Origin of the sequence: Anaeromyxobacter paludicola (assembly GCF_023169965.1) — a bacterium.
GTDB lineage: Bacteria > Myxococcota > Myxococcia > Myxococcales > Anaeromyxobacteraceae > Anaeromyxobacter_B > Anaeromyxobacter_B paludicola.
On sequence record NZ_AP025592.1, the window covers coordinates 2,545,953 to 2,562,784 of the forward strand.

At 74.5% G+C, this 16,832-nt stretch carries 16 protein-coding genes; 12 read left to right on the plus strand and 4 right to left on the minus strand.

The window, feature by feature from the left end; all coding sequences use genetic code 11:
* Nucleotides 1–92: 92 nt before the first annotated feature.
* The 3 genes from AMPC_RS11615 to AMPC_RS11625 all read left to right on the plus strand — a co-directional run bounded on the left by AMPC_RS11615 (nt 93) and on the right by AMPC_RS11625 (nt 3,547).
* On the plus strand, nt 93–1,469 hold the full coding sequence (locus AMPC_RS11615; protein WP_248340832.1) for a sigma-54 interaction domain-containing protein: 1,377 nt from the start codon (nt 93–95) through the stop codon (nt 1,467–1,469).
* Nucleotides 1,470–1,561: 92 nt separating this feature from the next.
* Nucleotides 1,562–2,119, plus strand: a complete 558-nt coding sequence (locus AMPC_RS11620; RefSeq protein ID WP_248340834.1) for a YcbK family protein — start codon at nt 1,562–1,564, stop codon at nt 2,117–2,119.
* A 78-nt stretch (nt 2,120–2,197) separates the two neighbouring features.
* Nucleotides 2,198–3,547, plus strand: a complete 1,350-nt coding sequence (locus tag AMPC_RS11625) for a L,D-transpeptidase scaffold domain-containing protein (protein WP_248340836.1) — start codon at nt 2,198–2,200, stop codon at nt 3,545–3,547.
* Here the strand turns inward: AMPC_RS11625 and AMPC_RS11630 are convergent.
* Nucleotides 3,503–3,796 carry a hypothetical protein gene (locus AMPC_RS11630; protein WP_248340838.1) on the minus strand — a complete coding sequence of 98 codons (294 nt, stop codon included), beginning with the start codon at nt 3,794–3,796 and terminating at the stop codon, nt 3,503–3,505. The genes AMPC_RS11625 and AMPC_RS11630 overlap by 45 nt on opposite strands.
* Before the next feature lie 284 nt (nt 3,797–4,080).
* Here AMPC_RS11630 and AMPC_RS11635 point away from each other — a divergent pair, with 284 nt between their 5' ends.
* A complete protein-coding gene (locus tag AMPC_RS11635) occupies nt 4,081–5,055 on the plus strand; it encodes a GGDEF domain-containing response regulator (protein WP_248340840.1) in 975 nt (324 codons plus the stop codon).
* A 63-nt stretch (nt 5,056–5,118) separates the two neighbouring features.
* Here the strand turns inward: AMPC_RS11635 and AMPC_RS11640 are convergent, their stop codons facing one another.
* Both AMPC_RS11640 and AMPC_RS11645 read right to left on the minus strand, forming a co-directional pair.
* Nucleotides 5,119–6,417 (minus strand): DUF190 domain-containing protein, encoded by a 1,299-nt coding sequence (locus AMPC_RS11640; protein ID WP_248340842.1) that lies wholly within the window; start codon nt 6,415–6,417, stop codon nt 5,119–5,121.
* A 78-nt stretch (nt 6,418–6,495) separates the two neighbouring features.
* Entirely contained in the window at nt 6,496–7,011 is a 516-nt protein-coding gene (locus tag AMPC_RS11645; RefSeq protein WP_248340844.1) for a hypothetical protein, read from the minus strand.
* Nucleotides 7,012–7,249: 238 nt separating this feature from the next.
* On the opposite strand from AMPC_RS11645, the gene AMPC_RS11650 reads away from it, so the two are divergent.
* From AMPC_RS11650 to AMPC_RS11680, 7 genes are all read left to right on the plus strand, one after another.
* Nucleotides 7,250–8,008, plus strand: coding sequence for a sulfite exporter TauE/SafE family protein (locus AMPC_RS11650; RefSeq protein WP_248340846.1), 759 nt, complete (start codon nt 7,250–7,252; stop codon nt 8,006–8,008).
* Nucleotides 8,009–8,146: 138 nt separating this feature from the next.
* The gene (locus tag AMPC_RS11655) at nt 8,147–8,428 is read left to right on the plus strand and encodes a hypothetical protein (protein WP_248340848.1); all 282 of its coding nucleotides are present in this window, start codon (nt 8,147–8,149) and stop codon (nt 8,426–8,428) included.
* Between the two features lie 4 nt (nt 8,429–8,432).
* A complete protein-coding gene (locus AMPC_RS11660) occupies nt 8,433–9,506 on the plus strand; it encodes an NAD(P)H-dependent flavin oxidoreductase (protein ID WP_248340850.1) in 1,074 nt (357 codons plus the stop codon).
* Nucleotides 9,507–9,653: 147 nt separating this feature from the next.
* A complete protein-coding gene (locus tag AMPC_RS11665) occupies nt 9,654–10,799 on the plus strand; it encodes an ABC transporter substrate-binding protein (protein WP_248340852.1) in 1,146 nt (381 codons plus the stop codon).
* A 9-nt stretch (nt 10,800–10,808) separates the two neighbouring features.
* Nucleotides 10,809–11,717 carry a branched-chain amino acid ABC transporter permease gene (locus AMPC_RS11670; RefSeq protein ID WP_248340854.1) on the plus strand — a complete coding sequence of 303 codons (909 nt, stop codon included), beginning with the start codon at nt 10,809–10,811 and terminating at the stop codon, nt 11,715–11,717.
* 7 nt (nt 11,718–11,724) lie between these two features.
* Nucleotides 11,725–13,587, plus strand: coding sequence for a branched-chain amino acid ABC transporter ATP-binding protein/permease (locus AMPC_RS11675; protein WP_248340856.1), 1,863 nt, complete (start codon nt 11,725–11,727; stop codon nt 13,585–13,587).
* The gene (locus AMPC_RS11680; protein ID WP_248340858.1) at nt 13,584–14,318 is read left to right on the plus strand and encodes an ABC transporter ATP-binding protein; all 735 of its coding nucleotides are present in this window, start codon (nt 13,584–13,586) and stop codon (nt 14,316–14,318) included. The genes AMPC_RS11675 and AMPC_RS11680 overlap by 4 nt, the downstream gene beginning before the upstream one ends.
* A gap of 248 nt (nt 14,319–14,566) precedes the next feature.
* On the opposite strand, the gene AMPC_RS11685 is transcribed toward AMPC_RS11680, so the two are convergent.
* The gene (locus tag AMPC_RS11685) at nt 14,567–15,361 is read right to left on the minus strand and encodes a C1 family peptidase (RefSeq protein ID WP_248340860.1); all 795 of its coding nucleotides are present in this window, start codon (nt 15,359–15,361) and stop codon (nt 14,567–14,569) included.
* 344 nt (nt 15,362–15,705) lie between these two features.
* Between AMPC_RS11685 and AMPC_RS11690 the strand changes: the two genes are divergently transcribed.
* A complete protein-coding gene (locus AMPC_RS11690; protein ID WP_248340862.1) occupies nt 15,706–16,830 on the plus strand; it encodes a hydrogenase small subunit in 1,125 nt (374 codons plus the stop codon).
* Nucleotides 16,831–16,832 lie beyond the last annotated feature (2 nt).

Consider the following 16,832-nt stretch of genomic DNA (forward strand, 5'->3'; position numbering starts at 1 on the left):
CGCGACGCCCCGTTTCAGTCCGCTTGCAACATCGTGTCTCGGCGTGAACCGCTTCGTCGCACGCTGGCTCCCACGCAGCGGAGGGAACCCGCATGGCCCCGAGCTGCCCCACCGACCCGCACGAAATCGCCTTCGCCGCCGTGAACGCCGCCTTCGGCTCGCTGGGCCGGGTCTGCCTCGCCCTCGACCGGCAGTTCCGGGTCCGCCACGCCTCCGACCGGCTCGACGCGCTCCTCGGGGCGGGGGCGGCGACGCGCCTCCGCGGCGAGCCGATCGAATCGGTGCTCGGCCCCGACCTGTTCGGCGAGGGCGGCCCGCTCCGGCAGGCGCTCCTCGCCGGTGAGCGGCGCGAGGGCTGGCGCGCCCTCCTCCGCACCTCCAAGGAGTCCCGGCTGCTCTCGGTGACCGCGGTCCCGCTGCAGCACGATCCCCACGGCGTCTGCGACGGCGACGCGGTCTACCTCGTGGTGCTGCGCCCGTCGGAGGAGGACCCCCTGCAGTCGGTCGGGCCGCTCGCCGGGGCGGGCGTCGCCTACCGCTCGGAGGCCATGGCGCGCGTGTTCCGGCTCGTGCAGACGCTCCAGCACGGCGACGCGACCGTCCTCATCAGCGGCGAGAGCGGCACCGGCAAGGAGGTGCTGGCCCGGATGATCCACTCCCACTCGCCCAGGCGCAACGGGCCCTTCGTGGCGGTGAACGCGGCGGCGCTGCCGGACGAGCTGCTCGAGAGCGAGCTCTTCGGCCACGCCCGCGGCGCCTTCACCGGGGCGGTGCGCGACCGGGCCGGCCGCTTCGAGTCGGCGCAGGACGGGACGCTCTTCCTCGACGAGGTCGGCGACGTCCCGCTCCACCTCCAGGTGAAGCTGCTGCGCGTCCTGCAGGAGCACACCTACGAGCGGGTCGGCGACGACGAGCCGCGCCGCACCAACGCGCGCATCATCGCCGCCACCCACCGCGACCTCCGGCGAGCGGTGGCGGCGGGGACCTTCCGCGAGGACCTCTACTACCGGCTCCGGGTCTTCCCGGTGGAGCTGCCGCCCCTGCGGGCCCGCCGCGAGGACATCGAGCCCATCGCGCGCGTGCTCCTCTCCCGCACCGGCTCGCGCACCGGGCGCGAGCTGCGCTTCTCGCCGGACGCGCTCCGCGCGCTCCTCTCCCACGACTGGCCGGGCAACGTGCGCGAGCTGGAGAACGCGCTCGAGTACGCCGCCACCGTCTGCCGCGGCCAGACGCTCCAGCCGGAGGACCTGCCGCCGGAGGTGCTCGGGATCGCGCCCCACCCCGAGCCGCCGCGGGCCGAGCCGAGGTTCCCGCTCGCGCCGGCCGCCGGCGAGGGGGCGGTGGACGAGCGGGCCGCGCTCCAGGCCGCCCTGGCGGCCCACCGCTGGAGCCGGGCCGAGACCGCGCAGGCGCTGGGCATGAGCCGGAGCACCCTCTGGCGGCGGATGCGGGCGCTCGGCCTCGAGTGACGCCGCGGGTTCCCCCGACGGTGCGGCGTCCGTCGGGGCGATTGCACCCCGGCGGCGCGCGCCGCATCCTCACCGGCTCTGGATCCCATCCCATGAACGACGATCCCTCGGCCCGCGCCGCCCTGGGCCGGCGCGCCCTGCTCCGCGCCGGCGTCGGCGCGGCGCTCGCCCTCGCCGCGCGCCCGGCGCTGGCGCTCGTGCCGGCCGCGCGCCGGCTGCGCATGCTCCACGCGCACACCGGGGAGCGGCTCGACGTCACCTACGCCGAGGGCGGCGAGGTGCTGCCGAAGGCGCTCGCCGAGGTCGATCGGTTCCTGCGCGACTTCCGGACCGGCGAGGTGCACGCCATGGACCCAAGGGTGCTCGACGTGCTCTGGGCCCTGGCGCGCGCGGCGGGGCGCCCCCTCGGGACGTTCGAGATCGTCTCCGGCTACCGCTCGCCCTGGACCAACGCCATGCTCCACGAGCGGAGCGCCGGGGTCGCCGTCCACAGCCTGCACCTCGAGGGCAAGGCGATCGACCTCCGGCTGCCGGGCGTCCCCACGAGCGACCTGCGCGCCCTCGCGCTCGGGCTCCGGCGCGGCGGCGTCGGGTACTACCCCGCCGCCGACTTCGTCCACGTGGACACCGGGCGCGTCCGCCGCTGGTGAGGCCCCGCCGGGAGCAGACCCAAGCGCTCCGGCGCGCCGCGCCGGCCGGCTCGCGTACGATCGCGCCCGGGGGAGCGCATGCGAGGGCTCGGCGCGGGCTGGCTGCTCCTGGCGCTCGGCGCGGCGCCCGGGCTCGCGTCGCCGGAGGAGCTCTGGCTCTCGCCCGCGGGCCCCACGCCGCAGGCCCTGGCCGTCGTGGACGCGCTCCGCCGGGCCGGGGAGAAGGGGCTCGTCCCGGACGACTACGACGGCCCCCGCTGGGCGGAGCGGCTCTCCGAGCTGGCGCGGTCCCCCGCGGCGCCGGAGCCCCGCGCGCGCTTCGACGAGGCGCTCACCGCGGCCGCGCTGCGCTACGCGTCCGACCTCGCCCGCGGCCGTCCGGTGCCCGGCCGGCCCGACCTCCGCGCCGCCTTCCCCGGCGCCCCGGCGCTCGACCTGCTGGCCTTCGTCCGCGACCGGCTCGCGGCCGGGCCGGACCCGGCGGCGGCGCTCGCGGAGCTCGAGCCGCCCTTCGCGGCCTACCGGCGGACCCTGGCCGCGCTCGCCGAGCGGCGGCGGCTCGCGGCCGGCGGCGATCCGGCCCGCGTCGCCGAGGTCCACAAGCTCGAGCTCACCCTCGAGCGCTGGCGCTGGCTGCCGCGCCGCTTCGAGGCCCCGCCGATGGTCGTCAACATCCCGGCCTTCGAGCTCACGGCCCGCGATCCGGGGAGCGGCCGGCGGGTGGCGATGAAGGTCGTGGTGGGCAAGGCCTACGGGCTCCAGACCCCGGCGCTCGCCGCGTCGCTGACCGAGGTGGTCTTCCGCCCGGCCTGGAACGTGCCGGCGAGCATCCAGCGCAAGGAGCTCGTCCCGAGGCTCGCGCGCGACCCGGGCCTCCTCGAGCGCGAGGGCTACGAGCTCGTGGACCGGCAGGGCCGGGTGGCGGCTCGCGCGCTCGATCCGGCCGGGCTCCAGGCGCTCCGCGCCGGCACCCTCCGGCTGCGGCAGCGGCCCGGGCCGAAGAACGCCCTCGGCGCGGTGAAGTTCGTCTTCCCGAACCCCCACGGGATCTACCTGCACGGCACCCCGGCCGTGGCGCTCTTCGCCCGCGGGCGGCGCGACCTGAGCCACGGCTGCGTCCGGGTCGAGGATCCGCTGGCGCTCGCCGAGTGGGTGCTGCGCGGGCTGCCCGACTGGCCGCGGGCGCGGATCGCCGCGGCGATGGCCGGGCCGGAGCCCCGGCGCGTGCGGCTGACGCGCGCCATCCCGGTGCTCCTGGTGTACGGGACGGCGGTGGTGGGCGAGGACGGGACGGCGCGCTTCTTCGAAGACGTCTACGGGCACGACGCGGCGCTGGACCGGGCCCTGGCCGCGGGGCGGGGGTGGGGCCGGCGCCCCGCCGGATCAGGCGGTCCGCAGGGAGCGGTCGCGCAGGGTGCGCCGCCATAGGCGCTCCAGCTCGGTCCGGTGCTGGTCGCGCAGCGACTTCATCGCGAGCTCGACCGCCGCGAGCTGCGCCGCGGTCTGGTCCTGGTAGGCGGCGCAGCGCATCACGACCTTGCTGTCCGAGAGCGTCACCGAGAGCGACCAGCGCCCGGGCGCGAACTCGCGCACCTCGATGAGCGGCCGGCGCTGCTCGCCGAAGGCGTCGGCCAGGGCGGCGGTCCACTTTCCGTCGATGTTGACCCACTGGTCCACGCGCCCTCCTGCAGCGTCGGGATTGCAGGGGACAGGCCAGCCGGCCCCGCCCGTGAATCCGGCCACTTGACCTCGGCGGGCTGCGGCTGCGCCGACCCGCGCCGGCGGGTCTGACCCGAGGGCCTGACCCGGGGCGCCGCGTCAGGTGGTTGGCGTGCCGACCTTGACCTACCCGTCGGATCCAATTTCCTGACACGCCACGATCGAGGGACCCGCGGCCCGAATCCGCCAGGATCTCGCGGACCTCCTCGGCTGGTCCGCGCCGTGCAAAGCCACTCCCCGCCATGTCCTCGCGCATCCTCCTCGCCCAGCTCTCCTCCCCGGCGGACGACCTCGCCAGCATGCTCTCCGGCTCCTCGTGCGAGGTGAAGCGCGCGACGGGCGCGGCGGGGGCGCTCCGGCAGGCGTTCAGCGACGCCCCGCCCGACCTCGTGCTGCTCGACGTGGCGCGCGCCGACGCGGAGGCGATCGAGCTGCTGCGGGCCCTCAAGGCGAGGACGCTGCCCCGCTTCGTGCCCGTCCTGGTGGTCTCGCGCGACGAGGAGGTGGCCCAGCGCGTGGCGGCCCTTCGCGCCGGCGCGGACGACTTCCTCTCGCGCCCCGTCCACGCGCTCGAGGTGGTGGCCCGGGTCGCCGCCATGCTCCGCATCCAGGCGTCGCAGGATCGGCTGCACCAGGCGACGACCGCGCTCGCCGCGCTCTCGGCGACCGACCCGCTCACCGGGCTCCACAACCGCCGCCACCTCCAGGAGCGGCTCGCGCAGGAGCTCTCGCGCGCCCGGCGTTACGGCGGTCCGCTCTCGCTCCTGCTCGTGGACCTCGACCACTTCAAGCGGGTGAACGACGGCTACGGGCACCAGGCCGGCGACGCGGCGCTCCGCGCGGTCGCCGGGATCCTCCGCACCACCCTGCGGACGCTCGACGTCTGCGCCCGCTTCGGCGGCGAGGAGTTCGCGGTGCTCATGCCGGCGACCGACTGGTCCGGCGCGCTCACCGTGGCCGAGCGGCTCCGCCGGCGCATCGCCGCGGCGCCGCTGCTCACCGCGCCGGCGCTGCGCGAGCCGTCCGCCGGCCCGGTGGAGGTCCGGATGACCGCCTCGCTCGGCGCGGCGTTCATGGCGAGCGGGGCGCAGGTGGGCGCCGACGAGCTGGTGCGCGCCGCCGACGCCGCGCTCTACCGCGCCAAGCAGCAGGGGCGCGACGCCACCTGCCTCGCCCCGGCGCTGGCCCGGCCCGCCGCCGCGGCCAGCGCGGCCTGAGCCCCCGACCGCGCCGGGCGCGCGCCGCGCCGGCTCACCGCGGGGGCGTGGGACCGGAGCGGCTCACCGGCCCTCGCGCGGGCCCGCGCCGACCAGCCCGCGCAGGAGATCGGCCCGGTCGAGGGCGCCGACCAGCCGCCCCTCCCCGTCGGTCACGCAGAGGAGGTCGTGGCCGCCCTCGAGCGACAGCGACACCGCCTCGGCGAGCGTCCCGTCCTCCCGCACCTGCGCCGCGTCTCCCATCAGCTCGGACGCGGTGCGGGCGAGCGCGTGCTGCTCGCCCGCGAGCTCGGCGGGCTCGAGGCTCGCCGGCGGCGCCCGGCGGGTGAGCGACTGGAGCGCCAGCGCGCGGAACGAGGGCGTCACGCGGTCGAGCAGCGCGGCGTCGCTCACGACCCCGAGCGCCCGCCCGCCGGCGCCGGCCACGATGGCGCGGCCGACCGGCGTCGAGAGCACCGCCCGGAGCACCTCCGGCAGCGGCGCGTCGGGGGGCAGCACCGGCACGTCGTGCCGCACCAGCGCCCGGATCGGCGCGCCCGCCTCCACCCAGGCCTCGCGGGCCGGGACCTCGCCCGCCGAGAAGCCGCCGGCCACGCTCCGGAGCAGGTCGAGCCGGGTCACGACGCCGGCCAGCCGCCCCTCGCGATCCACCACCGGCACCCGCTTCAGCTTGCGGTGCGCCATGACCTCCGCCACCCAGGGCAGCGGCATGTCGGCGCCGACCGCCACCGCGGGCCGGCTCATCACGTCGGCGGCGGTGCGCCCCTCCCCGCCGAGCCGCTCGAGCAGGCGCGACAGCTCGGGCGTGTCGAGCGCGGGCAGGAGGTCGAGCCGGACCGGGAGCCCGCCGCGGGTGACCAGGTCGCCGCCCGTGATCATGCCGACCGGCCGCCCCTCCTCCACCACCGGGACGCCGCGCCACGGCGCGCGGAGCGCGAGCTCCACCACCTCCCGGAGCGGCGCCCCGGGCGGCACCGACGCCACCTCGCGCGTCATGACGTCGGCGGCGGTGAGCCGGTGCGGCAGGGGCCGCAGCCGCAGCGGCCCCTGCGCCACCTCCACCGTCTCCACCGTCACGAGCGCCCGCGGCACCAGGGCGCAGGCGCGGGTGAGGAGCCGGTCGACCACCCGCGGGTCGTCCACCCACTCCACCAGGATCGGGAGCCGCCGCGCCACGTCCACGAGGTGGCTCACGTGCAGCTCGCCCCCGCCGCCGAACCCCTCGACGGCGCGGAACGCGCTCGCCCCCCGGGCGCCCTCGCGCTGCAGCCACTCGACGAGCGCGAGGTGGGCCGGCTCCCGCCCGACCCGGTCGTCCTCGCCGAGGTAGATGCGGACCCGCTTCGCGGTGACGGCGTCCATGGGAGCCCCCTGACGATCCTACCGCGCCGGCGAGGGGCGGGCCGTCCCGGTGAGGGGGTCACACGCCCGGTGGCCCCGTCAGCTCCGCCTGGCGAACTGCGCCACCAACGCCGCCCGGAGGGGCTCGTGCCGGCCCGGCGCGAACGCGGCGCAGCGCCGGGCCACCACCTCGGCGAGCCCCGGCCAGGCCTCGAAGAACCTGCCCGCCGGCAGCTCGCCGCGGTGCACCGCCTCGAGGAAGTCCCAGACGACCGCCCGGATCTCGTCGGCGAGCCGCTCCGCGTCGGCGCGGTCGAGCCCCAGCGGGGACGCGACGGCGGCCGAGATCCGCGCCGACATGATGCGCCCCTCGAGCAGGGAGAGCTCCAGCGCGTCGTCCGCGCGGTACCAGCGCTCGCCGCGGCGCCGGGCGGCGCGCTGCACCTCCGCCTCCTCCACGCTCAGGAGCCGCGCGCCGTGCCCGAGCAGGTCGAGCGCCGCGTGGCAGCAGCGCTCCACGTCGGCGCCCACCGCGAGCTCCACGAGCGCGAACCGCCCCGAGCCCTCCATGGCGGCGGCGGCGACGCCTTCGATCGCTTCCAGTCGCGCCAGCACGGGCGCGATCAGGGTCCCTCAGGCGAGCCCCGGGACGGGACCTCAGCCGAAGCGGGAAGAGTGGAACGCCAGGGAAACGGGCATGGGCGGCGAGTCTACTCCCATCCGGCGCGAGCCGCGCTCGGCGCGCCGCTCTTCGTTCGGGGGTGCCTCACCGGAGGCAGGGCGCGCGCGGCGCCGCTCCCGCTCGCGCGGACGAGCGGCCGCACCCGCGCGGCGGGCCGTTCTCGACTAGGCTGTGCCGGTGACCCCGGGAACCATCGCCCTGCTCGCCCTCTCGGCCTTCGCGGCGGGCGCCGTGGACGCCGTCGCCGGCGGCGGCGGCCTCATCACGGTGCCGGCCCTCATCGCGGCGGGCCTGCCGCCGCACCTCGCGCTCGGCACCAACAAGGGCCAGGCCGTGTTCGGGGTGCTCGCCTCCTACCTCCGCTTCCGCCGCGCCGGGATGATCGACGCCGCCCGCGCCAAGGTGGCCTTCCCGGCGGGGTTCGCGGGCTCGCTCCTGGGCGCGGGGCTCGTGCTCCTCCTCTCCCCCGCCGCGCTCAAGCCGGTGGTGCTGGGGCTCCTGGTGGCGGTGGCGGCCTTCCTCGCCTTCCGGCGCCCCGGCCCGCCGAAGCCGCGCGCGCGGCCGCTCCCGCCCGGGCCCACGGCGGCGGCCATCGCCCTCGTCATCGGCTGCTACGACGGCTTCTTCGGGCCCGGGACCGGCACCTTCCTCATCGTGGCCTTCGTGGCGCTCCTGGGCGACGGGCTGGCGCAGGCGTCGGCGGGGGCCAAGGTGGTCAACCTCGCCTCCAACCTGGCGGCCTTCGCCCTCTTCGCCTGGCGGGGCACGGTCCTCTGGCCGGTGGCGCTCCCGATGGCCGTGGCGCAGATGAGCGGCAGCTGGGTGGGGGCGCACCTCGCGGTCCGGCGCGGGGACGCGTTCGTGCGCAAGGTGGTGCTGGCGGTGGTGCTCGCGCTGGTGGTGAAGCTGGGGAGGGACCTCCTCTCGTAGCGGCCTTCCTCGGGCCTCGCCTCCCGCCCCCTCCGGTCTGCGCGGGCGCGCCCCGTCCGAGCCGGTGCGTGGCGAGGCGGGCCGGTTAGTCAAGCCGTCCGACGTCACCTTCCGTCAACGGTCACCCAAGGAGCCGCCATGAAGCGCCTCGCCCTCGCCGCCGTCCTCGCCTCGCTCGCCCTGCCGGCCGCCGCGCGCCAGCCCAACACCTACCAGGTGACGGGGCCGGTGCTGGAGGTCTCGGACGACATGGTCGTCGTGCAGAAGGGGAAGGAGAAGTGGGAGATCGCCCGCACCGCCGACACCAAGGTCACGGGCGACCTCAAGGTCGGCGCCAAGGTCACGGTCGAGTACCGCATGACCGCCGCCACGGTCGAGGTGAAGGGCGACAAGGCTGGCAAGGCCAAGGCCAAGAAGTAGCGCCATGACCTGGCCACGCGACCTCGCCGACCGGCTCGGCGTCCGGCTCCCGATCTTCCTGGCGCCGATGGCCGGCGGCCCCTCCACGCCGGCGCTCGCGGCGGCCGTCTCGGAGGCAGGCGGGCTCGGCGCGCTCGGGTGCGGATACTCCGCGCCCGAGCAGATCCGGGCCGAGGTGGAGGAGGTGCGGCGGCGCACGCAGGCGCCGTTCGCGGTGAACCTCTTCGCCCCGGAGCCCCACGACTGGCCGCCGCCCGCCGAGCCGCTCGCCCGCGCGGCGTCGCGGCTGCAGGCCTACCGCGACGAGCTCGGGCTCGGGCCGGTGGGCGACCTGCCGCCGCCACCCGACTTCGATGCGCAGCTCGAGCTGGTGCTGGAGCTGCGGCCGCGGGCGCTGTCGATCACCTCTGGCGCCCTCCCGCCCGCCCGCGTGAAGACGCTGCACGACGCCGGGATCCTCGTGATGGCGACGGCGACCACGCCTGCCGAGGCAGAGGTGCTCGAGGCCTCGGGCGTGGACGCGGTCGTGACGCAGGGGGCGGAGGCGGGCGGACACCGCGCGAACTTCCTCGCACCGGGCGAGCGCTCCTTCATCGGGACGATGGCTCTCGTGCCGCGGGTGGCCGACGCGGTGAAGGTCCCGGTGGTGGCGGCGGGCGGGATCATGGACGGGCGCGGCATCGCCGCCTGCCTCGCGCTCGGCGCGAGCGCCGTCTCGCTCGGGACGGCGTTCCTGGCCTGCGACGAGAGCGGGGCAGCCGCCGCGCACAAGGCGGCCCTGCGCGCCGCCCCCGGCGATGACGCGACCGGGCTCACGCGCGCCTTCTCGGGGAAGCCGGCGCGGGGGCTCGTGAACCGGTTCATGCGCGAGCAGGCCGCGAGCGCCGACGTCCTCCCCTATCCGGCACAGAACCAGCTCACCGCCGGGCTGCGCCGCGAAGCGGCCAGGCAGGGCCGGTCCGACCTCATGAGCTTCTGGGCGGGCCAGGGGGCGCCGCTCGCGCGCGGCGGGCCGGCGGGCCGGCTCCTCGCGGCGCTCGCCGAGGAGGCCGAGGCGGCGCTGCGCCGGCTGGGCTGAGGCGCGCCCGCCCTCGCTGATTCCCGCTGCCGCGCCGGCGGCCTCGCGCCGCGTCTCAGTGGGGGATCCGCGCGCTGCGAGCCTGCGAGCCGCCGCGCGGCCGGTTAACGAATCGCAAACCTCCCTTTTCTCCAAAAGGTGACACGCATGCACCCGCTCGCACTCACCCTCGCCCTGCTCGCCGCGGCCGGCGGCGAGGTCAAGATCGGCGTCTTCTCCCCCTTCACCGGCGGCTCCGCCGGGATGGGGCTCTCGATGCGCAACGGCGTCCGGCTCGCCGCCGACGAGATCAACGCCAAGGGCGGGATCCTCGGCAAGAAGGTCGTGCTGGTGGAGCGCGACGACGAGGCCAAGAACGAGAAGGGCGGCCAGATCCTGCAGGAGCTCATCAACCGCGAGCACGTGGCCGCCATCCTCGGCCCCACCAACACCGGCGTGGGCGACGCCTCCACCCGCTACGCCGAGCAGGCGAAGATCCCCATGATCGTGAACGTGTCGGCCGGCACGCGGGTGAACGAGCTCTTCCCGCAGTACCCCGACAACTACGTCTTCCGCCTCGCCGCCGGCGACGTGGTCCAGTCGGACATGATCGTGAAGGAGGCGCTCGACGCCCGTCACTTCAAGAAGCCGGCGCTCCTCTGCGACGACACCAACTACGGCCAGAACGGGCGCGCCAAGATGGAGAAGGCGCTCGAGAAGCGCGGGGTGAAGCCGGTGTACGTCGGCAAGTTCAAGATCAAGGACACCGACATGACGCCGCAGCTCCAGGAGGCGCGCGCCGCCGGGGCCGACGTGATCCTGGCCTACGGCATCGGCCCCGAGCTCGCCGCGGTCGCCAACTCCATGGAGCGCATCGGCTGGAAGACCGACCTCATCGGCAGCTGGACGCTCTCGATGGCGGCCTTCATCAACAACGCCGGCCAGAACGGCAACGGCGCGACCATGCCCCAGACCTTCATCGAGGCCGGGGCCACCAGCGGCAAGGCGAAGCAGTTCGTGGACGCCTACCACAAGAAGTTCAACGAGAGCCCGATCTCGGTCGCCGTGGCCGCCGCCCAGGGCTACGACTCGCTCTACCTGCTGAAGCTCGCCATGGAGCAGGCCGGCTCGACCGACGGCCCGAAGGTGAAGGCCGCCCTCGAGAACCTCAAGGCGCCCTACGACGGCGTCACCGGCCACTACGCCCCGCCCTTCACGCCGCAGGACCACGAGGCGGTGAAGGAGGCCAACGTGGTGATGGGCGTGGTCAAGGGCGGCAAGGTGGTGCCGCCCGGCGCCACGGCGAAGAAGTAGGGGGCCCCCGTGCAGACCCTGCAGCTCCTCTGGAGCGGCGTGGCGCAGGGGATGATCTACGCGCTGGTGGCCTTCGGCTACAACATCACCTTCTCCACCTCGCGGACGCTCAACTTCTCGCTCGGCAACATCCTCATGGTGGGGGGCGTGGTGGGGTACGTCCTCTACATGACGCAGGGCCACCCGTTCCTCTACCCGGTGGCGGGCGTCATCGCGGTGGGCGCGGTCACCGGCCTCGTGCTGCACAAGGTGGCGGTGGAGCCCTCGCTCCGGACCCGCTCGCAGCACGCCTGGATCCTGGCGACGCTGGCGTTCGGCATCATCCTCAAGAACGCGGCCGAGGTCTTCTGGTCCACCGACGACTTCAAGATGCGCTCCCCGCTCGGCGACGCGCCGCTCCGGCTCCTCGGCCACCGGGCCGCCGACGGCTCGGTCCAGGGCGGCCTCGGGATCTACCCCCAGGAGATCCTCATCATCGCCGTGTCGCTCGCCATCGTCGCCGGGGTGGAGTTCCTGAAGCGGCGCACCCTCCTCGGCAAGGCGGTGGTGGCGGTCTCGGAGGACAAGGAGACCGCGAGCCTCATGGGGGTGGACCAGAAGAAGGTGATCCTGGGCTCGTTCGCGCTCTCGGCGGCCATCGCCGCCGTGGGCGGCCTCCTGGTCGCGCCCATCACGCTCGTCTCCGCCACCATGGGCACGGTGCTCGGCGTGAAGGCCTACTCGGCCTCGATCATCGGCGGCCTCGAGTCGGGGCTCGGCGCGGTGGTGGGCGGCCTGGTCATCGGCCTCTCCGAGGCGCTCACCGCCCGCTTCGTCTCCACCGGCTACAAGGACATCCCGGGCTTCGCCTTCCTCATCCTCCTGCTCCTCTTCAAGCCGTCCGGCCTGTTCGGCAAGGCCGCGATCCGGAAGGTCTGACCCCGCGATGCGCCGGCTCTGGCCCCTGCTCCTCCCGCTGCCGCTCCTCCTGCCGGTGCTGGTGGAGAGCCCCTACTACGTCCACGGGCTTGCCTGCCGCATCATGATCTACACGCTGCTCGTGGCCTCGCTCGACCTGGTGGTCGGCTACATCGGCGACGTCTCGATCGGCCACGCCGGCTTCTTCGCCATCGGCGCCTACACGGTGGCGATGCTCACCGCCACCCCCGAGGTGAACCCCGACAGCTCGGTGGCCTTCTTCCCGCAGCTGCCGTTCCTGGTCGCCCTCGCGGCCGGCGTGCTCCTCGCCGCGCTCGCCGGCTTCGTGCTCGCCTTCCCCGCCCTGCGATCGTCGGGCCCCTACCTCGCCGTCATCACCATCGCCTACGGGCTCATCGTCTACACCTTCATCAACGAGCAGGAGCGGTTCACCAACGGCACGAAGGGCGTGACCCTGCTCCCGCTCCGCGCCTTCGGCGTGGACCTGTCCGGGAACCACTTCGTCTGGGTGGTCTACCCGTTCCTGGCGCTGGTGCTCTATGGCCTCCACAACCTGGGGCGGAGCTTCTGGGGGCGCGCCTTCGAGGCCATCAAGCACTCGAGCGTGGCGGCGAGCTGCTGCGGCATCTCGCGCCCCTACTACAAGATCTGGGCGTTCGTGATCTCGGCGGCCGTGGCCGGGCTCGCCGGCGGCCTCTTCGCCCAGCTCGACGCGTACATCGCGCCCAACACCTTCTCCTACAACCTCTCGGTGGAGTTCCTCATCGCCCTCATCTTCGGCGGCGTGCGCTCCATCCTGGGCAACCTGGTGGGCGTGTCGGTCTTCGTGGTGCTGCCCGACGTCTTCAGCGCCTTCGCCGACTACCGGCTCATGGTCTACGGCGCGCTGCTGCTGGTGGTGCTCTTCTTCCTGCCCGCCGGCATCGCCGGCCTGGTGCGGCGCGCCCTCGCCCCGTTCACGCGCAAGGACCTCGAGGCGGAGCGGGCGGCGCTCGAGGACGCGTCGCGGGGCCTGGCGGTGCTCCCCGAGCCGCCGCCGCCGGGCGCGGCCGCCGCCCCCTCGCTCGCGCTCGACGGCGTCACCATGCGCTTCGGCGGCCTCACCGCCGTGAACGGCCTCAGCTTCGAGGTCGCGCCCGGGAAGGTGCGCGGGCTCATCGGGCCGAACGGCTCCGGCAAGAGCACCACCGTGAACCTCCTCACCGGGCTCTACGTCCCCACCTCGGGCGGGATCTCCTTCCGCGGCCGCGCCCTCGGCAGGCTCCCGCCGCACGAGCGGGCCCGCGCCGGGATGGCCCGGACCTTCCAGAACCTGCAGCTCTTCGGCGACCTCACCGCGCTCGAGAACGTGCTCGTCGGGCTGCACGCCTCCTTCCACTGCAAGCTCTGGCAGGTGGCGCTCCGCACCCCGGCGGCCCGGCGCGAGGAGCGGGCGCTCCGGGCGCGGGCGTACGCGCTGCTCCGGTTCGTGGGGCTCGAGCGGAGCGCGTTCGAGCTGGCGCGGAACCTCCCCTACGGCCAGGCGCGGCTCCTCGAGATCGCGCGCGCCCTCGCCCTCGCGCCCCGGCTGCTCCTCCTCGACGAGCCGGCGGCCGGGCTGACCGGCGGCGAGATCGAGGCCATGAGCGCGCTGGTGGGGCGCATCAAGGCCGCCGGCATCGCGGTGCTCCTCATCGAGCACCACATGGACATGGTGATGGCCGTCTCCGACGAGGTGACGGTGCTCGACTTCGGGAAGAAGATCGCCGAGGGCGCGCCCCGCGCGGTGCAGGACGATCCGGCCGTGCAGGAGGCCTACCTCGGCAAGCACGCCTCGGCCATCGGGCGCTTCGAGCCGCCCACGGACGAGGCGGGGACGGTGCGGGCATGACGGCGCTCCTGCAGGTCTCGGGGCTCGAGGTCGCCTACGGCCGGATCCTGGCGCTGAAGGGGCTCGACCTCGAGGTGGCCCCGGGCGAGCTGGTGGCGGTCATCGGGTCGAACGGCGCCGGCAAGACCACCACGCTCAAGACCATCTCCGGGCTCCTGCGCCCGGCGGCGGGCGAGGTCCGCTTCGAGGGGCGCAGCCTCGCCGGCGTGGCGCCGCACGCCATCGCGGCGCTCGGCATCGCGCACGTCCCGGAGGGTCGCAAGGTGTTCGCCACGCAGACCGTCGCCGACAACCTCCAGCTCGGCGCCTACCTGCGCCTGCGGCGCGGCGAGAAGCGGGCGGTGGCCGCGTCGATCGCGTCGATGTACGAGACCTTCCCGCGGCTCGCCGAGCGGCGGGATCAGCTCGCGGGGACGCTCTCCGGCGGCGAGCAGCAGATGCTCGCCATCGCCCGCGCGCTCGTCTCCGAGCCGAAGCTCCTGCTCCTCGACGAGCCGTCGATGGGGCTCGCGCCGGTCGTCATCGACGAGGTGATGCGGCTCGTCGAGCGGCTGAAGCAGGCGCGCCAGGTGACGATCCTGCTCGTGGAGCAGCTCGCCTACCGCGCCCTCGAGGTGGCCGACCGCGGCTACGTGATCGAGCAGGGCCGGATCCGGCTCTCGGGGCCGGCCCGCGACCTCCTCCGCGACGAGGGTGTCCGGCGCGCCTACCTCGGCTCCACCGCCGCCTGAGCCGCGACGCGACCCGCCGCGCCGCCGCGACCCGGCTCACTCCCCGTACGGGTCACGACTCGGACCCGTTCGCCACCCGTACGGGTGAACTCCGAGTGCATCCCCGGAGCCGGGGAGGTTCGGCCGCAGGACCGCCGGAATTGCGCGGCGCAATCGTCCGGATTGCGATGCCGGAGGGCAAAAGGTCTTTTGCACTCCGCGTGACAATCACTCTGAGCGCAATCGCCCCGCACCGCCTCCGGCGCGGCCTACTCGGTCTGGCGGATGGTCCAGAAGTCGGCCGAGAGCCCCTCGCTCTCGAGGTACGCGTACGGCAGCGTGAAGTACCCGGCCTGCCCCCAGCGCTCGCCCCACGAGTTCCGCACCAGGAACCGCCTCGCGGCGTCGTCGTACCCCACCGCCACCACCGCGTGTCCCCCCAGCATCCGCTCCTTCGGGCCGGGCAGGCTCGCCACGCCGGTGCGGGCCACCTCGGCGGTCTCGAAGCTCTCGTACACCGCGAACCCGAACACGAAGGGGAAGCCGGCGGCGAGGCAGGCCTTGAGCTGCGGGACGGAGCGCGCCACGCGCTTGTAGCGGAGCACCTGGAAGTCGAGCGCGACCTCGTAGCAGCGCTGCGGCGGCCGGGTCGCGAAGTGCGCCGGATCGTACGGCCAATCGCAGTCCCGGGGCGGCCGGCTGCGCTCGGGGCAGACGCCCTGCTGCACCACGCACTTGAGCCCGTCGCGCAGCATCGCGCCGGAGTCCTCGCTCACCGTCCCCTCGATGACGCGCTCGTTGAAGTAGACGAAGAGCCGCGACGGCATGAAGTCGGTGAGCCCCTCCTTGCGGCGCGCGAACTGGAACGCCGCGGCGACCGCGTTGGCGGTGCAGCTGCCGAGGTCTCCCTGGTCGTACGGCGGCGCGAACCCGGGCCGCAGGTCCACCGCCGCGGGCAGCGCCGCCACCGCCTCGGGCGGCGCGCTCCAGGCGAGGTCGCGGTGGTCGGGGAGATCGGGGATCCAGCCGTAGCGCTGCACCTTGCGAGTACGCGGGGTGGTCATGGTCCTTCCGCTTCTCGACGGTGTGACCCACAGTGTCAACGGGAAACGCCGACGGGCGGGGCTGCGCAATATGGTGTGCGCTGGTCCACGATGCCTGCCCGGACGAGTCGATTATCCGAAGGCGGTCGACTCGAGAATCGGTCGGCCTCTTTTTTTCTTGCTCTCCGTCAATTCGCCGACGTTTCTCCACTCGGGCGCACATCAAGAAACACCTCGATTTACGGGGCGTTCTCGCTTTCGTGGGCTCCATCCGGGACCGTTGATGGAGATCACGCAGAGTCGGGGCTCGGCGGTTGCTTTTTATGTTGCACCGACTAATCTGCCGGCCCACGGAGGTAGGGCTAATGGACAATTCGAGCTCCGGGGACAATCTTCTCGCCCGGCTGGAAGCGAAGGGTGTTTCTCGTAGAGACTTTCTGAAGGTCTGCACGATCGCCGCTGGCGCGGTCGGCCTCCCGGCCTGGGCCGGCGAGCAGATGGCGGAGAAGGCGGCAGGGGGAGCCAAGCCGTCCGTCATCTGGCTGCACTTCCAGGAGTGCACCGGCTGCACGGAGTCGCTCCTGCGCACTTCTCACCCCGGCGTCGCCGAGGTGATCCTCGACCTCATCTCGCTCGACTACCACGAGACGCTCTTCGCGGCGGCCGGGCACCAGATCGAGGAGGCGATGGAGCAGGCGATCGCGGCCAACAAGGGCAAGTACGTCCTCGTGGTCGAAGGCGCCATCCCCCGCAAGGACGGCGGCATCTACTGCCAGGTCGGCGGCAAGAACGCCATCGACACGCTGAACCGCGTGGCGGCCGACGCCGGCGCCATCATCGCCCTCGGCTCCTGCGCCAGCTTCGGCGGCGTGGCCGCGGCCGAGCCGAACCCCACCGACGCCACCGGCGCCCCGATGATCCTCAAGGGCAAGACGGTCGTCACCCTGCCGGGCTGCCCGGCCAACCCGTACAACCTGCTCGGCGTGGTCCTGCAGTACGCCACGTTCAAGACGCTGCCGAAGCTCGACAAGCTCGGCCGCCCCGAGTTCGCGTACGCCCGCACCATCCACGAGGACTGCCCGCGCCGTCCGCACTTCGACGCCGGCCGCTTCGCCCAGAAGTTCGGCGACGACGGTCACCGCGCCGGGTACTGCCTCTACAAGCTCGGCTGCAAGGGCCCGGCGACCCACGCCAACTGCTCGCTGCTGCCCTTCTGTGAGGTCCCGGGCGCCTGGCCGGTCGGCATCGGCCACCCGTGCGTCGGCTGCACGGAGCAGCAGGTCGCCTTCCGCGTGCCGATCCACACCACCATCGACGTGGAGCGCCCCACGGCTCCCGGCACCTACCCGGCCATCCACCCCGACCACAGCGTCGTGGGCCCGGCCGCGGTCGGCCTCGGCGGCCTCGCCGTCGGCGCCATCGTCGGCGCGGGCGTCGTGGCGAGCAAGAAGCTCACCGCCGAGTCGGAGAAGCACGAGGAAAGGGAGTAGGC

Excerpts from the sequence above, each read along its gene's own strand:
- AMPC_RS11615 (WP_248340832.1), top strand. The coding sequence starts at position 93 with ATGGCCCCGAGCTGCCCCACCGACCCGCACGAAATCGCCTTCGCCGCC.
- AMPC_RS11625 (WP_248340836.1), top strand. The coding sequence starts at position 2,198 with ATGCGAGGGCTCGGCGCGGGCTGGCTGCTCCTGGCGCTCGGCGCGGCG.
- AMPC_RS11690 (WP_248340862.1), top strand. The coding sequence starts at position 15,706 with ATGGACAATTCGAGCTCCGGGGACAATCTTCTCGCCCGGCTGGAAGCG.
- AMPC_RS11620 (WP_248340834.1), top strand. The coding sequence starts at position 1,562 with ATGAACGACGATCCCTCGGCCCGCGCCGCCCTGGGCCGGCGCGCCCTG.
- AMPC_RS11685 (WP_248340860.1), bottom strand. The coding sequence starts at position 15,361 with ATGACCACCCCGCGTACTCGCAAGGTGCAGCGCTACGGCTGGATCCCC.
- AMPC_RS11660 (WP_248340850.1), top strand. The coding sequence starts at position 8,433 with ATGACCTGGCCACGCGACCTCGCCGACCGGCTCGGCGTCCGGCTCCCG.
- AMPC_RS11665 (WP_248340852.1), top strand. The coding sequence starts at position 9,654 with ATGCACCCGCTCGCACTCACCCTCGCCCTGCTCGCCGCGGCCGGCGGC.
- AMPC_RS11655 (WP_248340848.1), top strand. The coding sequence starts at position 8,147 with ATGAAGCGCCTCGCCCTCGCCGCCGTCCTCGCCTCGCTCGCCCTGCCG.
- AMPC_RS11640 (WP_248340842.1), bottom strand. The coding sequence starts at position 6,417 with ATGGACGCCGTCACCGCGAAGCGGGTCCGCATCTACCTCGGCGAGGAC.
- AMPC_RS11635 (WP_248340840.1), top strand. The coding sequence starts at position 4,081 with ATGTCCTCGCGCATCCTCCTCGCCCAGCTCTCCTCCCCGGCGGACGAC.
- AMPC_RS11680 (WP_248340858.1), top strand. The coding sequence starts at position 13,584 with ATGACGGCGCTCCTGCAGGTCTCGGGGCTCGAGGTCGCCTACGGCCGG.
- AMPC_RS11675 (WP_248340856.1), top strand. The coding sequence starts at position 11,725 with ATGCGCCGGCTCTGGCCCCTGCTCCTCCCGCTGCCGCTCCTCCTGCCG.